We start from the raw sequence: 23,650 nt of genomic DNA, 5'->3' as shown, positions 1-23,650 counted from the left end.
AACCAAAAGTATGTACGATTGAAACAAAAAGAAATCGTCGAATACCCTTCATTTGCAGCGATGTGACTAACCAAACAAAGATTTTAACCAATTAAAACATGCTATGAAGATGTTTAATGATCAATTTAAACTAAAGAACTTCACTTGCTTTCTTTTTGCACTGTGTATGCTCGTCTCCGAGATGCATGCGCAGCAAAACATACAAGTGAGTGGCAAAATCATCGCGCAAAGCGATGGCCAACCGATTCCCGGGGTATCGGTTCTTGTACAAGGTTCCGCCGTTGGCACCTCTACCGATGCAGAGGGACGATACAGCCTGAGCGTGCCTTCCAATGCTAGCCTACTGATAAAGGCGGTGGGTTATCAAGAACAGCGTATCAAGGTGACAGGAAACGTGATTAATCTGACCTTAGTAGAAGAAGAGAACGCGTTGGATGAAGTGGTAGTGGTCGGGTATGGCACCACGACAAAAGAAAATCTAACCACTTCCGTCTCGAAAATCGATCCGAAGAAAATTCCGACAGCAGCTAATAGCTCTGTTCCGGAACTGTTATTTGGCCGGGCAGCGGGTCTGCAGGTAAATCAACAGAGTTCACAACCTGGCGGTAATATTAATGTCTCCATCCGCGGAAAGGGAACACCCCTTATTGTGGTGGACGGTGTTGTGTTTCCGAATAATGCGCTGGAACCGGATAACGGGTCAGTAGAGATTCAAGGCGTTGATCGCGGTCCATTAGCGGGTCTGAATCCCAACGACATTGAATCGATTGAAATTCTGAAAGATGCCAGTGCGGCTATTTATGGTGTTTCTGCCGCTAATGGGGTCATGTACATTACTACGAAAAAAGGCAAGGCTGGGCGTATGAATATTAGCTATGATGCCAACCATTCCTTTGTCAATAACATGAAATACTTGGAGCCTTTGAATGCAAGGGACTATATGGTGTATCATAATCAGCTGAGCGTTGATAAGTATTTGTCAGACAATAATATGGAACCCTTTGGACAAGGTACGCCGGACCTGAGGGCCTATTCGCCCCGTTTTACACAAGAACAAATCAATGGTGCAGGAGAAGGTACGCGATGGCTTGATCAGGTGCTGCGGAATGGTAACGTGGATAATCATCAATTAAGTCTTAACGGAGGGACAGAAAAAGTGACTTACTACACCTCCGCCAATTACTATAAGCAAACGGGCACCGTAAAGAATTCCGATTTAACACGATGGTCCGGCCGGTTGAATGTTACTTTTGCGCTTAGTAAATGGCTGAGCTTAAATACTAATGTCAATGCCAATAGAAATGAGTATGCCAACCCTCAAGCAGGATGGCAGACGGGCGGAGCCGGTACGCAAGGTTTCAATGCTCTGCAAGCGGCATTAGGTTATCCGTCAACGGTTCCTATTTACGACGCCGATGGTAATTATTCCATTTTTGCAGTGACCGGTAATCCTGTATCCCTATTGACGATTAAAAACCAAACGAAATTTAATGGTTTAACAATCAATACATCACTCGATTTTACACTGATCCCAAATGAGTTGACAGCGAAGGTGCTCTACGGTAATAATGACGAAAATTCCCTCCGCAATTTCTTTATCCCTTCTAACGTGTTCTGGGGTCAACTTTATCGATCGCGTGCATCTTTAGCAGAGACACGTAGGCAAAATCAAACAATGGAAGCGACGGTTTCTTATCGCAAGCGTCTAAACGAATGGTTGGCAATCGACGCAGTGACCGGTGTAGGCCAGTATCTGGAAGATTTCTCGGGTTTTAACGTGGAAGCATTTGATATGCCCGATGTGATTAATACCGATAACTTGGCCACTGCGACTGGCATACCCACTATTGGATCTTATCGGGGTAAAAATAAGTTGCGATCGTTTTTTATCCGTAGTAATGTGGAACTAACTGATCGTTTTGTGTTGTCACTTTCTTTACGTAGAGACGGGGCTGATAAGTTCTTTCCGGATAAGAAATATCAAAATTTTCCTTCGGCCTCCCTCGCTTATAAATTCTCCAATGAACCTTTCATAAAAAAGATAGAGGCAATCAGTTTGCTCAAATTACGCACCAGCTACGGTACCGCCGGTGAGCGTCCGGGAAGTGTAGCTTACGGCGCTTATGGACCAGATGCTACGGCGATTGCATTTGAAAATGGCTCGGTAAGGTATATTCCTTACCGCGTAAATGCGTTTACGAATCCCAATTTGCAATGGCCTATTACCAAAACATTCAATGCCGGTTTTGATTTTGGCTTATTCAGGGATAGAATCAACGGCTCTTTCGATTACTTTATCGAGAACAAAACTCGTTTGTTAACCAACGCTACGACGCCTCAATTATCGATTATCTCAACCTCGCCTGTCAATGGCGGGCATCAAAGGCGCACTGGTTTCGATTTTAGCTTAAACACGGTAAACCTAAGTAGTGATAACTTCACTTGGAACTCGGTGGTGAACCTAACACATTACCAAAATCGTTGGGTGGAACGTTTTGCCAACGAACCTCCGCCTCCTTATGCAGGCGTTACCGATCCTGTGGGCAGCAATATTATTTATGTGTATCCAACAGCTGGTATTTTGCAAATTGGACAAGAAGTACCCGCCTGGCAGCCACAGAATGCACAAAAGCCCGGTTCTCCGATTTTTGTGGATAGTAATGGTGATGGTGCCTTAAATTTTGATGATGTGGTCAGTTATTCGGGAATTCCAAAATTGATTGTCGGATTTGGTAACAATTTTACGTATAAAAATTTCGACTTAGGGATCTTTCTTTACGGACAATTCGGAGCCTGGGGATATGACTATACCACATTATGGGGCGATCCAGTCAATCTGTTGGGTAATCAACAAGGCGGAACCACGCGTATCAAAGACGCTTGGAGTACTTCCAACCCAAGCGGTACGCAACCTGGGGCTGCTTTTAATGAGGCGGCATTAGGTTTAGATCCCGGTGTAGATACCCGATTGGCTAAGCGCGACTTCCTACGCTGTCGTAATATTACGCTGGGGTATACCTTCCGAACAGGTGCCATCAGTAAATTAATGAATTCGCTTCGCGTATACGCCGATGTACAGAACGCCTTTATCATCACCGGTTTTGATGGAGTTGATCCTGAGGTGCAGGCGGTATCTATTAAAGGAGGGCCGGCACCTTATCCCATGGCGCGGACCATCTCTCTGGGGCTAAGAGCAAGTTTTTAATGTAAAAATAGAAATAATATGACAACCTTCAATAAATATACCCTTTACAGCCTGCTACTTTTGGTTATATCCCTTAGTGCCTGTAAAAAGAATTTTGACCCGGTTATTACCGGGGTGCTTTCACCTGATAACTTTCCGCGCACGGAAGCCGACTTTAACCTTTATACGCTGCAAGCCTATAAACCCTTTGGTTCTAAATGGGGTTATAACGATGTTGCTTACCAGAACATGTTTTTCAGTCCGGAATATGGGCATTTGGCAATGTTTGATTTATCTACCGATCTCTTTAACACCTTTTCAGAGTGGGGTGGGTTTTGGGAGTTTTTCAGTCGCGCCAATTTTACTTTCTTACGGACGCAAGACAAAACCAGCCATTTTGAAAAGGTCCGGTATGTAACCGGTATGACGCAAGTATTAAAGGATATCGCCACGTCCTCAATAAGTGAAGAGGCTAAAAACCGCTTCAGCGCAGAGGCACGTATGGGACGTGGAATGGCTATGTATTACCTCTTGCATATGTATGGCCCTTTACCGGTCATTCTCGATCCGGAGAAAATTAATACCGAAGCTGAAAAAGATTTAACGAGGTTATCGAGAGAAGCTTTTGTTGCAAGCATTGAAAGTGATTTGCAGTTCGCGGCCGATCATTTGGTACAAAGTCCAACTGAATACGGGCGCTTCAATAAGGGCTTAGCCATGGGGTACCTTATGCGACTTTATTTAAACGAAAAAAACTGGCAGCGAGCTGAAGCAGTAGGACGAGAAATGATGGGGATGGGTTATGCACTGGTGGACGACTATGCCAGCCTATTCCGTGAAGGTACCGAACGGAACAATGAAACAATTTATGCCATCAGTGTTGACCCGACGGCTCCTACCAGTGGCAACTTTGGTGGTAATTTTAATGCCTACGCTATGTATTGCTTGCCGGGCGATTTTCAAAGTACGAAAATAAGTGGCGGGTGGGCTAATCCGAATGGGGTGTTTTGTCCGACTTGGCAATTCTATGATTCTTTTGATCCGGCTGATAAGCGGCGGACATTAATGGTTCCTTCTTATACGGCCAAAGATGGAAGGGAGAGAAATCGCAGCAATATGCGCGGGCCGGTACTAAAAAAATATCCGGACGAGTCGAGTCCCGGTGCCGATGTACAGGGCAATGATATCCCCTTGTTACGTTACGCCGATGTATTATTAATGCTAGCAGAAGCCATTAATCAGCAGCAAGGTCCTACTGCTGAAGCCTTCAATTTAGTAAATGAAGTGCGCGCCAAGCACGCGGGATTAGAGCCTTTGTCTAATGATTTAAACCAAGCACAACTAAATGATGCGATCTTGCAGGAACGAGCTTGGGACCTGTACTTGGAAGGCGTACGTAAGATGGATCTTATCCGACATGGTAAATGGGTGTCTTCACTACAGGAAGTAGGGAAAACACCGAGTGGCGAGCTCTTTCCTGTGCCGCAATATGCCTTAGATGTAAGTGGAGGAACTTTAACGCAAACAACCGGCTATTGATATGAATGTTAAGAAATATTTCCATATCGCAATGGTTCTGTTGTTGATATCGTCTGCAAAGGGCCAGTCACATGACAACACGAGTGTTTTGGTCGTGGATAAGCAAGGAATAATGCGTTGGAAGACCTCGGGAAAGGAGGCTCGCTTTTTCGGAGTTAACTATACAACACCTTTTGCACATGCTTACCGAGCTCATAAACAGCTTGGGATCGATTTGGAGGCAGCTATTCGGCAAGACGTTTACCACTTATCACGTCTGGGTCTCAATGCCTTTCGCGTACATGTATGGGACGTTGAAATCAGCGATCGGGAAGGTAATTTAATGGCAAATGAGCACTTGCGATTATTTGATTTTCTCTTGGCCGAACTAAAACGTAGGGGGATTTATGCGCTCATTACGCCCATCGCTTTTTGGGGAAATGGTTATCCTGAACGGGACGAAAAGCTTCCCGGTTTTTCTGCCTATTACGGAAAAGCGGCTTCCACAACGAATAAAGAAGCTATTAAAGCGCAAGAGCGCTATTTGCAACAGTTTTTCTCCCATAAAAATCCGTATACGGGTTTGACCTATGGAGAAGACCCTAATATAGTGGCTGCTGAAATCAATAATGAACCAGATCACGGTGGAGACGAACAACAAATTACTACCTACATTAATACCTTAAAACAGGTGATAAAAAAGACGGGTTGGAAGAAACCGATTTTTTATAATATAAGTCAAAACCCGAGTAAAGCAGCTGCAGTTGCCCGTTCAGCCGCCGATGGTTTTAGCTTTCAATGGTATCCCGTGGGTTTGGTGGCGGGAGGTAGCCTTCAAGGGAATTTTTTGCCACATGTCGATCGTTATACAATTCCTTTCGATACAATCCCGGGATTTCTAAAAAAGCCAAAAATGGTTTATGAGTTCGATGCCGCGGACCAGGTCCAGCCGATTTTGTTTCCTGCTATGGCCCGTAGTTTCCGCGAGGCGGGCTTTCAATGGGCCACACAGTTTGCTTACGATCCGCTAGCCATTGCTTATGCAAATACCGAATATCAAACCCATTATTTAAACCTGGCATATACACCAGCGAAAGCCATTAGCTTGTTAATAGCGGGGTACGTATTTAGAAGTTTACCTTCGGGTGGTCATTATGGTAAGTATCCTCAAAGCGCCTCTTTTGGTCCATTTAAGCTAGATTATTTGAAACAACTGAGTTTAATGAACACCGACACGGCTTTTTATTATACCACGACAACGGAAGAGCGACCCGTCGATCCAACCTCCTTGAGACATCTTGCAGGCGTTGGCTCTTCGCCGGTAATCGACTTTCCCGGAACGGGGGCTTATTTTTTGGATAAGCTTGAAAATGGTGTCTGGCGTTTGGAACTGATGCCTGATGTAATAGCACTTTCCGATCCATTTGAAACTCCCTCTTTGAAAAAAGAGGTCAATCGGGTAACTTGGAACTTTCATCAACTAAAAATTAATTTAACCGATCTGGGAGCTGATTTTCAGATACATGGATTGAATGAAGGAAATACGGTTTCGGAAGTAGCTAAGCACGGCACTGTCGTCCTTGGTCCTGGAACTTATCTCCTAACAAGAAAAGGAGTTGAGCTAGAAGATCGGTCGACAACCATGGGAACTCTATCGCTACGCGAATTTGCCGCTCCAAAACCAGTATACACTGGTTTGTTCGTTAAGCCGGCTCCACCAACATTGAGATCGGATAGTTTAATACATGTTTATGTTGCTGGTGAAGTAGTTGGTGACAGCCTGCTTATGGATATGGAAAGATGGGGCAGCTTTGCACAGCAGGTTCCTATGCTACGCATAAAGCCAGGATTGTTTGCTGCTCCGATCCCTACAGCGTGGCGAAGGGCAGGCCGACTCAACTATCGCGTATGGATAAAAAATGGAAGTACTCGCCAGCGCTTTCCTGATAATTATAAGGGAGAGCCAAAGGCTTGGGACGATTTTTCATCAGCATGGTGGACATACGATATTTTACAGCAAGGTAATTGGTCTCTATTGTATCGACCGGAAAATGATCGCCGAGTGTTTACTTTTCCATCACATCATCCGTCGATTCGTCATGATTACGTTATTCGGCCTAGGTCGAGTGCATTCGTCTTAAACGTAACCTTACGGGACGCAGACGCATTACCCGGGTTTGCTTTACAACTTCCTATTCAGCCTGCCCGACTAACGAATGTGTTTGGAGCAAGGGAATTGATAATCAGAGGAGGAATGGAAGGGATTGCCGCATTACCGATCAGTATCGGCTTAATTGACTCCGATGGGCAATGTTTCTCGAAAGAGATAACACTGAAATCAACCGATTCACTGATTCGGATTCCACTCGATTTACTTCAGCAGGGAAAGACCTTTCTTTTACCTCGCCCGTATCCTGGATTTTTGCCGCAATGGTTTTTAAGTAGTTTGGAAAAGATGCTCGATATCCAAAAAATAGATAAATTGCAAATCTATATCGAAAGAGATAACTTATTGTTGAACAAGTCGCTGGGATTATACTTAGAGGCTATTTGGTTAGAGTAACGATTTTATTCATGAAGAAGCGTATGGCGGTTACCCTATGGGCGACGATGGCAGTCAGCCTGTTGTCGGCTCAGGTACGAAAAGAAATTTATTTAAATAAAGGATGGTCTTTTCAGCGAGGCGATATAAAAGGAGCCGAACAACCTGATTTTAACGATCAAAATTGGCAAAAAATAAATATTCCGCACGATTGGGCTATCACTGGTCCGTTTGATAAAGAAATCGATAAACAAACGGTAGCCATTACGCAAAATGGTGAAACGATACCTAGCGAAAAAACGGGCCGCACCGGCGCACTTCCCTACATAGGAGTAGGATGGTACCGGACGACGTTGCCGAAAGAATCTTTAGCCGGCCGCCGTGCAAGCATTATATTCGACGGAGCTATGAGCGAAGCACGGGTCTATATCAACGGAAAGGAAGTGGGATTTTGGCCCTATGGCTATAACTCTTTTCATTTCGATATCACTCCTTTTTTAGGGGTTGAAGGCGAAAATGTGTTAGCCGTTCGGTTGGAAAATCAACCGGAATCTTCGCGTTGGTATCCGGGAGCAGGTTTATATCGGCCTGTTCGGCTATTATTTACAAATGAAACTGCGGTGGTGCCCTGGGGCCTATCGGTTACCACGCCAGTGGTATCCGACAGTTTAGCACAAATTAGTATAAAGGCAGAACTGAATGCGCACCAAAACAAGAAATTGCGGGCAGTAACAACCGTTCTCGATCAGAAAAGCCATGTACTTCTCACAAAGGAGGCGAATTTAGTTTGGCGTGGAATTCCGATAGAGGAAAATCTAATATTGGAGCGACCTGCATTGTGGTCGCCCGAGCGCCCAGCTTTGTACTTAGCAAAGATCGAACTTTATGATGGTGATCGATTAGTGGATGTGGATTCCGTTCGCTTCGGTATTCGTGAGGTAAAGGTCAACGCTCACGGTGGTTTTATGTTAAACGGAAAATCTAGAAAGATTAAGGGCGTTTGCTTGCACCATGATTTAGGCCCTTTGGGTGCCGCCATTAATAAAGCGGCTTTGAAACGGCAACTTTTAATTATGAAAGAAATGGGCGCGGACGCCATTCGCACGGCTCATAACATGCCCTCACCCTGGCAAATGGAGCTTTGTGATGAACTGGGATTGATGGTGATGGCCGAGAGCTTTGACGAGTGGAAAGCTGCAAAATGTAAAAACGGTTATAATCGTTTCTTTGACCAATGGGCAGAGCGCGATTTAGTAAATTTGATTCGCTGTCACCGCAATCATCCGTCCATTGTGATGTGGAGCATTGGCAATGAAGTGCCCGAACAAAGCATGGACGGAGGTAATCGAATAGCTAAGCGCCTGCAGGATATTTGCCATCGCGAAGACCCGACACGGCCTGTTACCATAGGGATGGATCGTGTAGATAATGCAATTGCCAACAATTTTGCGGCACTCTTAGATGTGCCGGGATTGAACTACCGCACCCACCGTTATCAAACTGCTTACGATAAGCTACCTCAAGGTTTTATTTTGGGTTCCGAAACAGCTTCAACAGTCAGTTCGCGTGGTGTTTATAAATATCCGGTACAACCTTATCAACAAAAAACCTATCCGGATGCCCAAAGCTCATCATATGATCTGGAGAGCTGCAGTTGGTCGAATTTACCGGAAGAGGATTGGGAACTGCAAGATGATAAACCTTGGGTAATAGGAGAGTTTGTATGGACGGGGTTTGATTATCTGGGAGAACCGACACCTTATGATCAGGTTTGGCCTTCCAGAAGTTCTTATTTCGGAATTTGCGATTTAGCGGGATTACCAAAAGATCGCTACTATCTTTACCGTAGTAAATGGAATCAAGAAGCGCACACCCTGCATCTATTACCACATTGGACTTGGCCAGGCAAGGAAGGCGATATCATCCCCGTGTATTGCTATACAGATTTCCCTGAAGCGGAACTCTTTGTGAATGGCGTCAGCCAGGGAAGAATCAAGAAAAATCCAGCGAGCAAATTAGACCGTTATCGATTGCGTTGGAACAAGGTGGTATACCAACCAGGTACGTTAAAAGTAGTAGCCTATAATGAAAACGGTGCCATAGCTCAGGAAAGGGAAGTACATACTGCGGGAAAGCCTACCGGTTTAAGATTAAGTGCCGATAGAAATCAATTGATTGCTGATGGAGTAGATCTGTCTTTTATAACGGTTGAAGTGATTGACAGCGAGGGTAATCTCTGCCCGGATGCCGCTGTTCCCTTGTCTTTTACGGTAGAAGGTTCAGGTAGCTTTAAGGCCGTCTGTAATGGAGACGCAACGTCTTTAGAGCCTTTTCATATCCCGCAAATGAAAACGTTTAATGGAAAGCTGGTCTTTATTGTACAAGCTGCGGAGAAGAAGGGGGCAATTCGTGTGAAGGTAAGCGGAGCTCAGTTGAAAAGTGAAAGGATGGCCTTGGAAGTTGAGTAGCTAATGTGATGATTAGCTGATGGTTGAGTGGTTGAAACGTTGAGTAGAGAAGTGGTTAATGTGATAATGATGGCCTGCCTTTCAACAGGTAGGCCATCACTACGAGAGGCAAGCTTTTTTACTTTTTAATTTTTAATTTATCATTCATCTTAAACGATGGCGGAATGGCGTCATCTCCGGTGGCCCAGGTTTTGTTGGGATGTTTCCCCATAACCAGTTCAAGTTTACCGCCTTTCATCAAATCTTCATGGCTAAACCAGGATTTGTTCCAGGATACGCCATTGAGTTTTGCTGACTGGATGTATTTGTTGTCAGGTGAATAATTCTCGCAAACCACACTGAATATCTTACCATCACCGATGTCCAGCGTGGCACTTTCGAAGGTTGGACTTCCGATGACATACATGGGTAAACCGGCGGTGATGGGATAAAAGCCCAATTGGGAGAACACGACGAAAGAAGTAAGGCCTCCACCATCCTCATCACCTGGGATGCCCATCAAATCGTTGCGGAACCATTGCTGAAGTAATGTACGCACCCGTTTTTGCGAACGCCAGGGTTGTCCCGCATAATTGTATAGATAGGGGATATGCATGGCGGGTTCATTACCCATTGAAAATTGACCAACATTTCCACTATGATCCGCATAAATATGGTAAAAATCGGGTCTTCCTTTACCCAGCGGCGTACTGAACATATCTTCCAAGGCATCAATAAATGCCTGTTTTCCGCCGATTAATTGTACGAGATCACCAATGTTATGAGGTACGTCGAAGCGATAAACATAACCGGTATTTTCATCATAAGCATCGCGGCCACCAATACCGGGAGGAAATCGGTAATCCATATGAGGTATAAAAACCCCAAAGGTATCTTTTGGATGGAAAAATTTTGTTTCAGGATTAAAGACTTTGCGATAGTTTAGGCTTCTTTCCGAAAAGTATTTGGCTTCATCCGTTTTTCCAAGCTTGCTAGCTATTTGCGATAAACACCATTCATCATATACTGTGCCGAGTGTCACCGCAATGGGCTGCCTGCGTTCCCAACTGTGCACTTCCGGTACGGTTTCCTTTTCGCCTGGTGCCAAGGAAGGAAAATAGCCGTGGTCTTTATAGAATTGATCCAGTACGCCTGCTGGTTTAGCCGACCAGGGAGCTAAGGTTTTCTCTGTGATGGCTGCTTTGGCTACCCGATAAGCTTCTTCCAAATTAAAATTCCGAAGCCCTTTATTATATGCGTCTGCAACCATCGCCACTGCATGATTGGAGTTCATCCTACGACTATCCCCCGTAACCTCGGGAAAATTAGGCATCCACGCGCGCGGCATTTGTTGCGTCATAACAATATAGGAATTAATCATGTTTGCCTCCATTTCCGGCTCAATCAATATGCGAAGTGGGTGGGTCGCCCGATAGGTGTCCCAGATCCAATCGTCGGTGTAAAAGGGTCTGCCTTTGTCGTCATGGACTTTACCATCGTAAGCACTGAAATATTTTCCATCTTCAGAAAGGCAGATCATCCTTTCGTAAGTCCGATACAAAGACGTATAGAAGACAGTTTTTGCATCCTCATCGGTGCCGGTAACTTTTATTTTGTTCAATGTCTGATTCCAAATGTCGCGCCCCCTTTTTGAAATCGTCGCTAAATCAAAATCCCTAATCTCCCTACGAAGATTTCTTTTTGCCTGCTCCGTACTGATAAAGGATACACCATAACGTAGCTTTATTTTAGTGGTGCCTTTAGGATATTGTACGATAAAATAGGCATCTTCGCCCTTTGTGCTTTTATCGTTTGTGCCGACCTTATCACCTTGATTTGTTCCAATAACAATAGGCTGCACATCCGTTTCCAAGTAGATATATACCTTGGTCTGTTTATCTAAATTCTGGTATCCACTGATATGCCGGTTGTCATGAGATAGTTCACCATTTCGGGTGTTGAAAATCAAATAGGTGTCTTTCTCCGGGTGATTGAAATGAAGCTCATAAATACCGGATTGATGCGAAGGAGCATATTGTACCGCAACATTCTGTTCATCAAGGTCTACACTATAGAAATAAGGTTTGATTACTTCATTGTCGTAGCTCAAGGGAAGTACATGCTTGATATCTTTTACCACTCCTTGAAAAGGACTTAAATTAAACGCGGAACTTCCCCGATGACTGGTTACAATAAGCGGTAAGCCCCTCAGTACGTTTCCCGTGAAATTTTCGCGCTCCGGATAGATACGCAAAAGACTGTTAGGTAAATGGACCGTCGGATAAGTTGGAACAAGCAGATGACTGATATTTCCGATATAAGGATTAATATAGTCGACCGGATCTTTTGCTGTTTGCGCAAAAAGTTTAGTCGCAAATACCACTGAAAGTAAAATGGTTAAAATAGTTGGTCGTTTCATGATTGTAAAGTGTTGACTATGTACCTTAAGCCAAAAGGTATAAACTTATTTGCCGTAAATATAAGCTTAGTATTTTGTTTTTGAAATTACTAATATGTTTTAGCAGTAATTAAAGAGATTTTTATAGTTGCCGTTTAATGGCACCGGGTGCTTGTCCATACCATTTTTTAAAACTGTGCAAGAAAGAGGCGGGTTCAGCATAGCCTAGTAGGTAGCCAATGTCAGCGATGGCATAGCCATCGTGTCGTAATAAAAGCAAAGCAAGTTCTTTATTTAAACTATCTGTCAGCATCCGGAAGCTTAATTGCTCTTTTGCTAAAATGCGCTGAAATGTACGCGGGCTGAGATTAAAATTTTCTGCAACCTGTTCTAACTTGGGAAGGGCTGGTGTAGCTAGATTCAGTGCCGCAATTTTTACTTTATTGGCAAAGGTCTCGTCATCCATTTTGATTCGCTCAATGAATTGTAAGTATTGAGGAACCAGGTAATCTAAACAATGCTTACGATAGCTTCTGATTGTCGACTTTAACACGATGTTCTCGAATTCGATTTCGTGGTGTTTCCCATAGGTGAAGTCTTCCGGATAGTGGCTGTCGTAATAGGGCGAGCGCGCCTGAATCTCGATACCTTCTACGCACATCATCCGAAGCTCTTTCATAATAATCGTTTGTACACACTCCAGTACGATCTGGCTAAGATGATTCGGGCCATCTTTAATGGAAAGCTGAATCGTATATCTTCCTTGAGAAAGTCTGCTGTCTAGTTGGACAATGGGTAAAGTGGCGTCGACAAAGTTGCGTAAATAATACAGTCCTTCTTCTACACTGGTTGCTTGCAAAGATATCTGATAAATGAGGCCTAATGCGTTTAAGTTAAGGAAACTACCAACGCGCAGTCCAAGATACTCATCTTGTAATTGCAGTCTTACCTGATCAAGGATATCATAGAACAAATCGGTCGAAATAACGGTATGTCCATCATGCAGATGGGTAGATAGCGAGGTTGGTAAACGATCGTTATCTAGCAGGTTTTTTCCATGCTGACGGATAGATAAGTAATTAATAAAAGCCTGTAGATGTACCGCGAGGATTTGCATGTTGTTTTCAGATTGTCGCAAAATATCAATTTTTCCTTAGCAATGAAAGATAATTTTGATAAAAAAAAACAGCTATGGAAAGATTAAAAAAAGTAATGTTTGTGAATGCACTAAGCTCAGGTGCAACGGGTTTGTTATTAATTGTTTTATCCGAAAATATTGCTGAGCTTTTTAAAGTATCAAATGGGATTCCGCTCGTTGCAGTGGGTGCCTTTTTAGTAGCTTTTGCCTGCTTGGTTTACTACGCGAGCCGTCGAAGTCAAGCAAAGCCACAAGGTGTAAAGCTCGTTATTACACTTGATATCATTTGGGTATTAGTCAGTGTCCTGATTTTGATAACCGATGCCTTTCGTCTGTCGCCTGTTGGGAATCTAGCAGTTAGTCTGGTAGCTATTTGGGTAGCACTCATGGCATATTTGCAGCATCGCTATCTCCGAGAGGGCTCATCAAATACAAAAAAATTAGTTAATACATAAAACATATGAAAACGATAGCAACTGCTCAAAGCGCGCAAACAAGAGATGTGGTATACAATTACATGGAGGCTTTGGCCAATAGAGATTTAACGAAAATCATGAGACTGTTTGCTGAATCGGTGGATTGGTATATTCCCGGTAATTTTAGTCGTGCTAGCTGGTTGGGTAAAAGGAGTGCCAAGTCAGAGATACGTATGTTTTTCGAGGATCTATGGTCGAATACGAAACCACTGACAGCCTCGATTCAGTATCTGTTTGTTGACGATGAAGTAGCGATTGTTGTAGGCGAATTCTCTACGAAAATGCTGCCTACTGATCAGGTCGTTGATTCACTTTTCTCTATTCTGATAAGAGTACAAGAAGGGTTGATAAGTCAATACCGCCTACTGGAAGATAGTTATGCTGTATCAGAGGCGCTTGGTGGCAGTAACTAAAACACTATTCAGCATTATGGGTTATATTATAATAATATGAACAGCTATGGAAAAATCAAGCAAGACAGTATCCTTATCTTTTGATGACTATAAAGATATGGCAGAACCATTGAAAATACCTGCTAATTTTGATTCAAATGCACCTGTGGTGGATCAGGTAATTTATACCTTAGGGTATATGATGGAGGGGACTGTGGAAGACATCGCCAATAAGTTGATCGAGTTCAATCCTTCCTTATCTATTGATGACGCAAAGCAATACAGCAATGATGTTTTGGTAAAACTTCACGAGCTGGCAAAGGTGAACACAATGCATGTAAAAGGTCAATTAAAATACCACTTACATAAGGAGGTTGTGTCTCATAGGGGACAAATAGATCCAGATGAGCTAGAATTGGAGCGATAGGAAACAAAACATCAAAGGAAGCCTACCTAGGAGACTTCCTTTGATGTTTCTTATTTCTCTAAGGTCTTTTCTATTTCCTTACTGAAAGAATAAGGTGCGTTGGTTGGTGCTATACCTCTTTCTTTGTTGGGTGTTTTTTCCATTTGATAGACAATATTCGCTCCACCCTGTAAATCACTGTGTAGAAAATAATTCTTACCATAAGCTTTACCGTTCAATTCAACGCGATTAATGTAGCGGTGATCGCTGCTGTTCCTAGGTGCCTTAATGGTTACTTGCTTACCATTCTCTAAATGCAGTTTAACCACCTTAAATAAAGGTGAGCCAATAACATATTGGTCGGTTCCAGGACATACCGGATAAAATCCGAGCGCTGAGAAGACATACCAAGCGGAAGTCTGACCATTGTCTTCATCTCCACAATAGCCGTCCGGACCAGCGGCATAAAGCTTATCCATAACCTCCCGAGCCCAATACTGTGTTTTCCATGGCTCAGCTGCATAGTTATATAAGTAGATCATATGCTGAATCGGTTGGTTTCCATGAGCATACTGCCCCATATTCATCACTTGCATTTCCCGCATTTCATGTATCATGGAGCGGCTTTTCATACCTTCAGCACCTGGAATAATAAAAACCGAGTCGAGCATTTTGGTAAAAGCGCCATTACCGCCCATTAGGTCAATCAAGCCCTGCGGGTCATGGAAGACCGACCAGCTGTAATGCCAACTATTTCCTTCCGTAAAATCTCGGCTCCAATCAGTGCCCTTAAATGCGCCGGAAAAGCTGCCATCCGCTTTTCGGCCACGCATCAGCTTGTAGTGAATGTCGAACACATTTTTATAATTCATGGCCCTTTTTGCATAGATGGCTATTTCTTTTTGCGGCTTGTTAAGTTTTTTTCCTAAGGTATAGATTGCCCAGTCGTCATACGCATATTCCAGGGTACGGGCAACGTTCTGATTAATGTCTAGATCATTGGGGATATAGCCGTATTGATTGTATTCTTGATAACCTTTACGTCCGGATGCGGAGACTGTGGGGTGCACGTTATTAGCGCCATGTTTTAATGCCTCCCATAGGGTTTCGATGTCATAACCCTTTAGACCTTTAATATAGGCATCTGCTACTACAGAAGCGGAGTTGTTGCCTACCATAATGTCGCGGTGTCCCGGACTGGCCCATTCGGGTAAGAAACCACTCTCTTTATAGGCATTTACCAACCCTTCTTGCATTTTCACATTCATTGAAGGATATAAGAGATTAAGGAATGGAAATAAAGAACGGAAGGTGTCCCAAAATCCGGTATCCGTAAACATATAGCCTGGCAAAACCTTTCCATTGTATGGACTATAATGAACGATTTTCCCTTCGGCGTTTATTTCATAAAAGCTCCTTGGGAAGAGAACCGAACGGTACAGACAAGAGTAAAAAGTACGTAGGTTATTGATGTTTTCATCGGCAATTTCAATCTTACCGAGCGTTTTGTTCCATACCTCTTTTCCCCTTGATGCAAGTTGATCAAAATTGTCGGCACCCAGTTCTTTCAGGTTGATAGCCGCCTGTTCAAAGCTTATGAAAGAGGAAGCAACCCGTGCATGTACTTGTTCGCCTTTAGCGGTAGCAAAACCAATAATAGCCCCGCTATGATCTGCTTGTACTTCCAAAGGTTTCTCTTGAATGCGCTTTTGATCAACCGTTGCCTGATAAGTAAAATCCTTATCGAAAACAATAACGAAATAATTTTTGAAGTTGTCGGGCACTCCGCCACTGTTGCGTGTGGTGTACCCGATTATTTTGCGTTCCTCGGGTATAACCTTAACATAAGAGCCTTTATCAAAAGCGTCGATAGTTACATAGGCGTTTTTCGTTTCAGGGAATGTGAACCGAAACATGGCCGCCCTTTCGGTCGGCGTAATTTCGGTGACCACATCGTGATCCGCTAAATACACCTTATAATAATAAGGCTTTGCGATCTCCGCTTTATGGGAAAACCAACTGGCACGCTCGTCTTCGTCGAATACCGGTTTGTCCGTTAATGGCATCAAGGAGAATTGTCCATAGTCGTTCATCCAAGGACTTGGTTGATGAGTCTGTTTAAAACCCTTTATCTTGTCAGCTGTATAGGTGTAAACCCATCCATCGCCCATTTTACCGGTTTGCGGAACCCAAAAGTTCATGCCCCAGGGCAGAGCAATGGCGGGATAGGTATTGCCGGTAGAGAGCTCGAATTTGGATTGCGTACCAACCAATGTGTTCACATATGAAACAGGATCAGTGTTTTCTTGGCCCATAATGAATGTGCGCGTAAAGAGCAGGGCTGTAACAATAAAAGTCGTTTTAAAGTGGGCTTTCAATTTCATTTTTTAGTTTTTTCAGATAGCACAAATAGTAGAGGAGAAGATTAAGGCATGTCAAGACTGATCATGACCGGAAAATGATCTGAAGGTACACGTGCACGATGATCTGTTAACCGCACTTCTTTAGGGAAATTACCCGATTGATAGGCATCTTGCGGATTTTGTAGCATCGAGCGATAAGTGTCGGTCAGAATGCCATATTTATGAACTTTAAAGTCTGTTGTTAAGAAAATGTGATCGATGCGACTGTCCGTTTTACTATTTGGATTGAAGTTATTGAAAGTGCCGTTCGTTACGTATCTGAAAGGAGCCGCCTCAAAAGCATCTTGTAAAATATGAGATTGCTCCAATACTTGATAACTGTCGCTATGCTGATCGACGTTAAAGTCGCCGGTAAGAATGGCGGTGTGATTTCCTGCCAATTCTTTGACCTTACTCAGAATAAGTTTCGCACTTTCCTTTCTGGCAGTCGTACCCACATGATCAAAATGCACGTTAAAAAAGTAGAGCGTTTTCCCATTTGCTTTTACTTGCAGCTTGGCCCAGCTACAAATCCGAGGAAGAACAGCGTCCCAGCCCTTATTAGGATAGTCTGTTTGCGTGGAAAGCCAAAAATCTCCGTGATCTAGCAAATCAAATTTTTCCATATTATAAAATATCGCGGAGTATTCGCCTGCCTGCTTTCCGTCATCACGTCCTACACCGGTATAGTTATAATTAGGTAAGCTGCTTTTCAGGTCTTCCAGTTGATGATATAAGCCTTCCTGTGTGCCAAAGATATCAAATTCATGAAACCGAATTAAGTCGGCGATAATGGGATAACGTTGTTTCCAGCCATCGCCACGTGCAGCATCCTCTTTGTTATTATCATTTCGAATATTATAAGTAGCCACGTAAAAACGTTGTGCAAATAGAGAAGAGGAGAGTAAGCTAAGACAGATTAGCAAAAGCAAGCTTTTTTTCTTTAGTAAATACATTGATCGTTTGTTTTAGTTTTAATAAAGCTAAATTGATTTAGCGTAATCAGTGTTTTAGTTACCGAATTTGAAAATGGAGAAAGACGGGAACGGCTACCTGGTTATACTAAGTCAATGGCTCCTACAAAACTAAGCTTTTTGGCGCGAAAATAAAGTTTACTATGTATTTTTGTCTTTACATGTTGTTTAAGCACAATCGGAATTTTTCAGGCATTGTTTCAGCTTACGTAAACGATCTTTAGCCTGAGTAAGTTTTATTTACCCAGCGCTTTTCGCACTGCCGGCGCTACTTTGGTACCTAACAATTCAATGGTTGTCATCAATTCTTTATGCGGAGGGGCACCCACATCGGCATGTAGCAGAAAGCGGGTCAAGCCAAAAAGTTCCTGGTGATAAAGTATTTTATCCACCACCTGATTGACATCGCCGATAAAAAGGGCACCATCACGGCTTCGGCCACCTTCAAACTGCTCTTTTGTATACGGTGCCCAGCCGCGGTCTTTCCCGATGCGATTCATTTGCTCAGCATATAAAGGGAAATAACGATCGGCTAGCTCTTGACCATGCGTGCCAATCAGTCCATGTGAATGCGTAGCGATCCGCATTTTTGCCGGATCATGACCAGCCTTTATGTATTCCTGTTTATACAATTCAAAAAAAGGTTTAAATTGTATCGGCATGCCACCGATAATGGCGATGATTAATGGCAGTCCTAACCGACCTGCTCTCATGACCGATTGAGGAGTACCTCCAACGGCAACCCAAATATCCAAGCCCTTTCCGGTAGCGCGGGGTAGTACCTGTTGTTCTTCCAAAGGTGCGCGGAATCGGCCTTTCCAAGTAATCACTTCGTTTTTATTAATAGCAAGTAAGAGATCTAATTTTTCCGCAAACAGACCATTGTAATCGCCTAGGTTATATCCAAACAGAGGGAAGGATTCGGTGAAACTACCTCGTCCGACTGTAATTTCGGCCCGACCGTTTGATATCAAATCCACACTGGAAAAATTCTGATAGGTGCGGACAGGATCCGTTGAACTGAGTACCGTTACCGAACTGGTCAGTTTAATCTGTTTAGTCATACCAGCTGCCGCAGCCAGTATAATCTCCGGACTGGAAACAGCGAAATCAGGGCGGTGGTGCTCGCCAATGCCGAAAACATCTAGTCCGACTTCATCTGCCAATTTTATTTCTTCCAGTATTTCTTTAATCCGCTCCTGAGCGGATTGAAAGGTCTTTGTATCGTGATTATACGATAAATCGCCAAACATGCTTAAACCTAATTCCATAGTAATTTTTCGTAATTTCCTAAAAGTAATCGCCTTAAGGGTACCCTTTGTAAGGTATTGCCGTCATTAAGGGCTTTACTGTTAATTGTAATCAAAGGTAAGAACTCGTTTATTGTCTGTTCTTGATGTAGGATAATAAGTTTATAGATTCTTGCAAAAATGATTGGGTCTTAACGACTGAATCTATAATTTTACAGCCTATGTGGATAAAAAAAATAATTCTTACAGCCTTATATTGTTTTTACCTGTTCGGTTCCGGAAGCGCGCAAGAGCGTCCCAATATTATTCTTGTATTGGCCGATGATATGGGGTACTCCGATTTAGGTTGTTATGGTAGCCCTAGCATATCGACCCCTTTTTTGGATTCAATGGCTGCTAATGGGGTTCGTGCTACCGATTTCATGGTGACGAGTCCTTCCTGTACGCCTTCACGTGCATCCTTATTGACCGGACGTTATGCTTCTCGTTATAATCTTCCGGATCCGATAGGCCCTGGATCAACATTAGGGCTGCCGGACGAAGAAATAACCATTGCCGAAATGTTAAAAGAAGTGGGGTATCGCACCGCTTTAGTAGGAAAATGGCACCTAGGAGATAAGCATGATTTCAACTATCCAACGGGGCAGGGCTTTGATTCATTTTTTGGCATGTTGTATAGCCATGATTATCGCGATCCCTACGTGAAAACAGATACGACAATTAAAATTTTTCGAAACCGAAAGCCTGCGATACAAGGTCCCGCCGATTCTAATTTAAGTCGGATTTACAGCGAAGAAGTTATCCGTTTTATTAAAGAACAAAGGAAAGATCAACCCTTTTTTCTATACTACGCCCATAATATGCCTCACTTACCGGTCGCTTTAGCTGCCGAAGCCGATCGGATGAAAGCGTTGCACTTTGGAGGAGCCTTGGGTGCTGTTGTAGAAGATTTGGATAAGCAGCTGGCTTTGATGTGGAAAACATTGGAAGAGCAAGGATTGGCCGATAATACCATGTTGATTTTTTCCAGTGATAACGGACCATGGATTGAGTATCCTATTAGAATGAGTGGCGACGGTGTTACAAAAAATTGGCATGTGGGCACTGCGGGCATGTTCAAGGGGTCTAAAGCACAGACTTATGAGGGCGGGGTACGTGTGCCGTTTATTGTTTACTGGAAAGGACGCACACCAAAAGGAGCCGTACTGCGAAGTGCGATTAGCAACGTAGATGTATTACCTACTTTAGCTGAATTGACGGATGCCTCATTACCTAAAGCACGCGAATTGGATGGGCAATCAATCGCCCCATTGCTCATGGGAAAAGCTAAAGATCTGGATTTTGAACACCGTCCTATTTACTTGGTTAATCATGGCAACGTGGAAGCAGTAAGAAGTGGTAGTTGGAAATATCGGGAGTTGCCAGCTGGCATAAATAATAATTCAGGAAAAGCTTATCCTGCAGCTAAAGAACTTTTTAATGTTTCCTATGACCCGAGTGAGCGAACCAATGTTATCGACGAATTCCCTGAAAAAGCAAAAGAGCTAAAAAAGTTGTTTGATGCTTTCAACGCAACATCCAAATAGAAATTAAGTAGCGCGCCGGTAGCAGAAGAAGGGGCTGTCTTCTGTGTTGGAAAACAGGCCCCTATATTCAGGTACGATTTTCTTTTCTAGCAATAGGTAGTGTAGGGTCAATAGAAATATTACTTCGCGTATTTACTTTCGAAATCGTTCGAAGCTTTGTTGACGTCATTGGCAGCGGTTTCGAAGGCGTTATTAATATTTTCTAGCAATTGTTGTTCGGTTTGAGGGTCTTCTTTTTTATTGGCGCGTATATCAATTAGCTTCGGATAATCGTCGGTTACAATTTTTTGATAAGCTTTCAAGCCGCTTAATATCCCTTTTTGAAGCACTTCGTCACCATTAAAATCGCCCGCTTTTTCTACTTTTGCAATCTGCTCACTTAAACTTGTTTCCCAAGCTTTTCTTACCTCTGATGCTTTGCTGTAATCGGCAGCAGTCATGGCAGCGTTCATGTCGTTAATATGCTTTTCGTTGTCATTAATTACGGTCATTAATTCATTGTTATACGCCGCAGGATCTTTTGGTTGACTGCAATTATAAGCGGTCAGTAAACATAAGATCATAGATAAACCGATAAATACTTTTTTCATGGAAATTCTTTTAAGATAAATACTTTTTTAGAGCAAAGATAATTTCGCATTTAGTACGTGTAAATCGCTGTTTTTAGGGGTTTTTAAGGAAGCAATGAGCTTAAAGCGAGATGGTCAGCTTGTTGCTATTCTTCTCTCAGACCAGCGACCGAATTTTATCGAAGATCTTTTAACTGCTTTAATACTTCATCCACTGTTTGTGAAATGGTTACTTTATTTCCATTGACTAAGTTTAGTATGGTTTGTTGTGTGGGTGTGGGGTTTTCTAAGGGATAAAACGAAAAAATCTGATCAATATGTATCCATTCAGTCAATCCTGTTGGATGCATTATTTTGATAAATCTTGTCATATGCGAAAAAACGATGTTTGAATGCAGGAAAAAATAAAGATATGAAATTTTATTTAGCTAATGTGAGAATCTGGCGATGTTTCGGTGTTTTCATGGTTTTTTGTTTGCTTGTTTTTATCGAAAAGAAGTGTAGTTGGCGATAAATAGTTTTTTTTCTCTGTTATTGAAGTGATTTTGTGTTTCTCGCAACGTTAGTTCTAAGTAAATACTTGACAGACTGCTGCTGTTGTGATATACGTAATTTTTTGATTGTCCGATGAGAAAAATATGCTTCTTATTTCCGGGAGGAAATAAGAGATTGCTGAATATTGCAATGTAAAGAGCACGCAATTTCGGAAAATCCATTATGTGTAATATTTTCTGCTATAAAACTCTTCGAATAAAGGACTAACCACTATATTTATATTTTACAATTTTCTCTTCTTAATGGAGAGATAAAATCATTTTAAAGCTGAGGAGCTTACTTCATATGGAATATATTATAGCCGTGGATATTGGAACTACGAGTACAAAGGCTTTGGCTTTTAATTTACAAGGGCAGGTGATAACCGAACACCGCATGTCCTATCCGGTTATTTCTCCTTTACCCACTTATAGTGAACAAGATCCCGAAGTCCTGTTCGAAGCCGTCATCAACTGTATCGCCGCAGTGCGTCAAGTTATGAATGGAAATCAGGCAGCGACGGCATTACGCGGTATCAGTTTCAGTAGTGCGATGCATGGCCTTATGGCCGTAGACTCAGCGGGAAGGCCGCTAACCAATTGTATTATCTGGGCGGACACCAGGAGTGAAGCATTTGCGACGCAATTAAAGGGCACATCTTTAGGCCACGATATATATTTGAAGACAGGTACACCTATTCATCCCATGTCGCCACTTTGCAAGCTTGGGTGGATGAAAGAAAACCAGGTTGATATTTTTAAGGCGGCATATAAATTTATCTCTATTAAGGAATACGTATTCTTTAAATTATTTGGAACCTATATCGTTGACGTATCCATAGCTTCTGCCACGGGATTATTGGAAACGGCTAAGCAGCAATGGTATAATCCTGCATTGTCGTTACTAGATCTTTCTGCCGAGCGTTTATCTTCATTAGTGCCGATTACGCATATTTCAAGAGGCCTAAACGCGCACTATGCCGATTTTATGAGGCTTCCGATCGATACTCCCTTTATTGTAGGTGGAAGTGATGGCTGTTTAGCCAATATAGGTGCACAAGCCATGGATGCAGGCGTTGCCTCTGTTACGATTGGAACCAGTGGGGCTATACGCGTGGTATCAGACAAACCGGCACGGGATGAAAAGGAACGGATTTTCAGCTACGTAATATCACCTGAAACCTATGTGCTGGGTGGGGCAGTGAATAACGGCGCCAATATTCTGCAGTGGTATCAGGAAGGTTTTGTGTCTTCAAATGGACAAGCGTTGGAGGAAACAATTCCCTTATTGACTCAACAAGCCGCTGCGATAAGCCCCGGATCCAATGGTTTGGTTTTCCTGCCTTATTTGACAGGCGAACGTGCTCCCCATTGGGACGCAAATGCAAAAGGCGTCTTCTTTGGTGTTCAAAAGCATCATAAACAAGCCCATTTTATTAGAGCCATGATGGAAGGTGTACTCTTTGGCTTGTACAGTGTGGCGCGGGCTTTGGAGGAGGCCTCCGGTTCTTTCCGTTGCATTTTCGTGAGCGGCGGTTTTGCCCGATCAAGTGATTGGGTACAAATGCTTGCAGATATATTCAACAAACAAGTATTTGTTCGAAAGACCATTGAAAGTTCAGCGATGGGAGCGACCATTGTTGGTATGAATGCATTACAATTAATCGATGGCTTTTCTATTTATAATGATCAAGATGTAACCATTTCTTCTTTTTTGCCAAAACAAGCGGACCATGAGGCTTATATGAATAATTTTAAAATTTTCGAGCGATTGTATATCAAATTAAAAGACGAATTTTAACGTAGTTCAGTATACTTGCGAGATAAGGAGCATT

General features: G+C 42.9%; 16 protein-coding genes. 9 read left to right on the top strand and 7 right to left on the bottom strand.

The genetic code is table 11. From position 1 onward, the window contains the following. Nucleotides 1–103 precede the first annotated feature (103 nt). The 4 genes from E0E36_RS26660 to galB are packed head-to-tail and all read left to right on the top strand — an operon-like array spanning nucleotide 104 to nucleotide 9,712. A complete protein-coding gene (locus E0E36_RS26660; RefSeq protein ID WP_207303819.1) occupies nucleotides 104–3,205 on the top strand; it encodes a SusC/RagA family TonB-linked outer membrane protein in 3,102 nt (1,033 codons plus the stop codon). Nucleotides 3,206–3,223: 18 nt separating this feature from the next. Then, nucleotides 3,224–4,723 carry a RagB/SusD family nutrient uptake outer membrane protein gene (locus E0E36_RS26655; protein ID WP_130858468.1) on the top strand — a complete coding sequence of 500 codons (1,500 nt, stop codon included), beginning with the start codon at nucleotides 3,224–3,226 and terminating at the stop codon, nucleotides 4,721–4,723. Nucleotide 4,724: 1 nt separating this feature from the next. Continuing rightward, nucleotides 4,725–7,265, top strand: coding sequence for a glycoside hydrolase 5 family protein (locus E0E36_RS26650; RefSeq protein WP_130858467.1), 2,541 nt, complete (start codon nucleotides 4,725–4,727; stop codon nucleotides 7,263–7,265). 11 nt (nucleotides 7,266–7,276) lie between these two features. Further along, a complete protein-coding gene (galB, locus tag E0E36_RS26645) occupies nucleotides 7,277–9,712 on the top strand; it encodes a beta-galactosidase GalB (RefSeq protein WP_130858466.1) in 2,436 nt (811 codons plus the stop codon). A gap of 118 nt (nucleotides 9,713–9,830) precedes the next feature. Here the strand turns inward: galB and E0E36_RS26640 are convergent, their stop codons facing one another. Together E0E36_RS26640 and E0E36_RS26635 are read right to left on the bottom strand one after the other, a co-directional pair. Beyond that, nucleotides 9,831–12,110: a GH92 family glycosyl hydrolase gene (locus E0E36_RS26640; RefSeq protein WP_130858465.1), complete on the bottom strand. Its 2,280-nt coding sequence runs from the start codon at nucleotides 12,108–12,110 to the stop codon at nucleotides 9,831–9,833. A 121-nt stretch (nucleotides 12,111–12,231) separates the two neighbouring features. After that, nucleotides 12,232–13,206 (bottom strand): AraC family transcriptional regulator, encoded by a 975-nt coding sequence (locus tag E0E36_RS26635; protein ID WP_130858464.1) that lies wholly within the window; start codon nucleotides 13,204–13,206, stop codon nucleotides 12,232–12,234. Nucleotides 13,207–13,280: 74 nt separating this feature from the next. Here E0E36_RS26635 and E0E36_RS26630 point away from each other — a divergent pair, with 74 nt between their 5' ends. The 3 genes from E0E36_RS26630 to E0E36_RS26620 are packed head-to-tail and all read left to right on the top strand — an operon-like array spanning nucleotide 13,281 to nucleotide 14,522. Further along, nucleotides 13,281–13,682 (top strand): hypothetical protein, encoded by a 402-nt coding sequence (locus E0E36_RS26630; RefSeq protein WP_130858463.1) that lies wholly within the window; start codon nucleotides 13,281–13,283, stop codon nucleotides 13,680–13,682. A 5-nt stretch (nucleotides 13,683–13,687) separates the two neighbouring features. Beyond that, the gene (locus tag E0E36_RS26625) at nucleotides 13,688–14,116 is read left to right on the top strand and encodes a nuclear transport factor 2 family protein (protein ID WP_130858462.1); all 429 of its coding nucleotides are present in this window, start codon (nucleotides 13,688–13,690) and stop codon (nucleotides 14,114–14,116) included. A gap of 46 nt (nucleotides 14,117–14,162) precedes the next feature. After that, the gene (locus E0E36_RS26620) at nucleotides 14,163–14,522 is read left to right on the top strand and encodes a hypothetical protein (RefSeq protein WP_013667789.1); all 360 of its coding nucleotides are present in this window, start codon (nucleotides 14,163–14,165) and stop codon (nucleotides 14,520–14,522) included. 50 nt (nucleotides 14,523–14,572) lie between these two features. Here E0E36_RS26620 and E0E36_RS26615 read toward each other — a convergent pair whose 3' ends face one another. The 3 genes from E0E36_RS26615 to E0E36_RS26605 form a co-directional block, all read right to left on the bottom strand. Next, nucleotides 14,573–16,885: a GH92 family glycosyl hydrolase gene (locus E0E36_RS26615; protein WP_130858461.1), complete on the bottom strand. Its 2,313-nt coding sequence runs from the start codon at nucleotides 16,883–16,885 to the stop codon at nucleotides 14,573–14,575. 41 nt (nucleotides 16,886–16,926) lie between these two features. Continuing rightward, nucleotides 16,927–17,859, bottom strand: a complete 933-nt coding sequence (locus E0E36_RS26610; RefSeq protein ID WP_130858460.1) for an endonuclease/exonuclease/phosphatase family protein — start codon at nucleotides 17,857–17,859, stop codon at nucleotides 16,927–16,929. A 254-nt stretch (nucleotides 17,860–18,113) separates the two neighbouring features. After that, on the bottom strand, nucleotides 18,114–19,148 hold the full coding sequence (locus tag E0E36_RS26605) for an LLM class flavin-dependent oxidoreductase (protein ID WP_130858459.1): 1,035 nt from the start codon (nucleotides 19,146–19,148) through the stop codon (nucleotides 18,114–18,116). 200 nt (nucleotides 19,149–19,348) lie between these two features. Here E0E36_RS26605 and E0E36_RS26600 point away from each other — a divergent pair, with 200 nt between their 5' ends. Continuing rightward, nucleotides 19,349–20,713: a sulfatase-like hydrolase/transferase gene (locus E0E36_RS26600; RefSeq protein ID WP_130858458.1), complete on the top strand. Its 1,365-nt coding sequence runs from the start codon at nucleotides 19,349–19,351 to the stop codon at nucleotides 20,711–20,713. A 119-nt stretch (nucleotides 20,714–20,832) separates the two neighbouring features. Here the strand turns inward: E0E36_RS26600 and E0E36_RS26595 are convergent, their stop codons facing one another. Next, nucleotides 20,833–21,303, bottom strand: a complete 471-nt coding sequence (locus E0E36_RS26595) for an LIC11966 family surface protein (protein ID WP_130858457.1) — start codon at nucleotides 21,301–21,303, stop codon at nucleotides 20,833–20,835. Between the two features lie 155 nt (nucleotides 21,304–21,458). After that, nucleotides 21,459–21,653, bottom strand: coding sequence for a hypothetical protein (locus E0E36_RS26590; protein WP_013667783.1), 195 nt, complete (start codon nucleotides 21,651–21,653; stop codon nucleotides 21,459–21,461). A gap of 469 nt (nucleotides 21,654–22,122) precedes the next feature. Between E0E36_RS26590 and E0E36_RS26585 the strand changes: the two genes are divergently transcribed. Then, on the top strand, nucleotides 22,123–23,616 hold the full coding sequence (locus E0E36_RS26585; protein ID WP_130858456.1) for a gluconokinase: 1,494 nt from the start codon (nucleotides 22,123–22,125) through the stop codon (nucleotides 23,614–23,616). Nucleotides 23,617–23,650: the final 34 nt, after the last annotated feature.

It is taken from the genome of Olivibacter jilunii (assembly GCF_900607235.1).
Classification (GTDB): Bacteria; Bacteroidota; Bacteroidia; order Sphingobacteriales; family Sphingobacteriaceae; genus Olivibacter; species Olivibacter oleidegradans.
The sequence above is the reverse complement of the archived record's forward strand: the minus strand, read 5'-3'. Positions and strand labels throughout refer to the sequence as shown.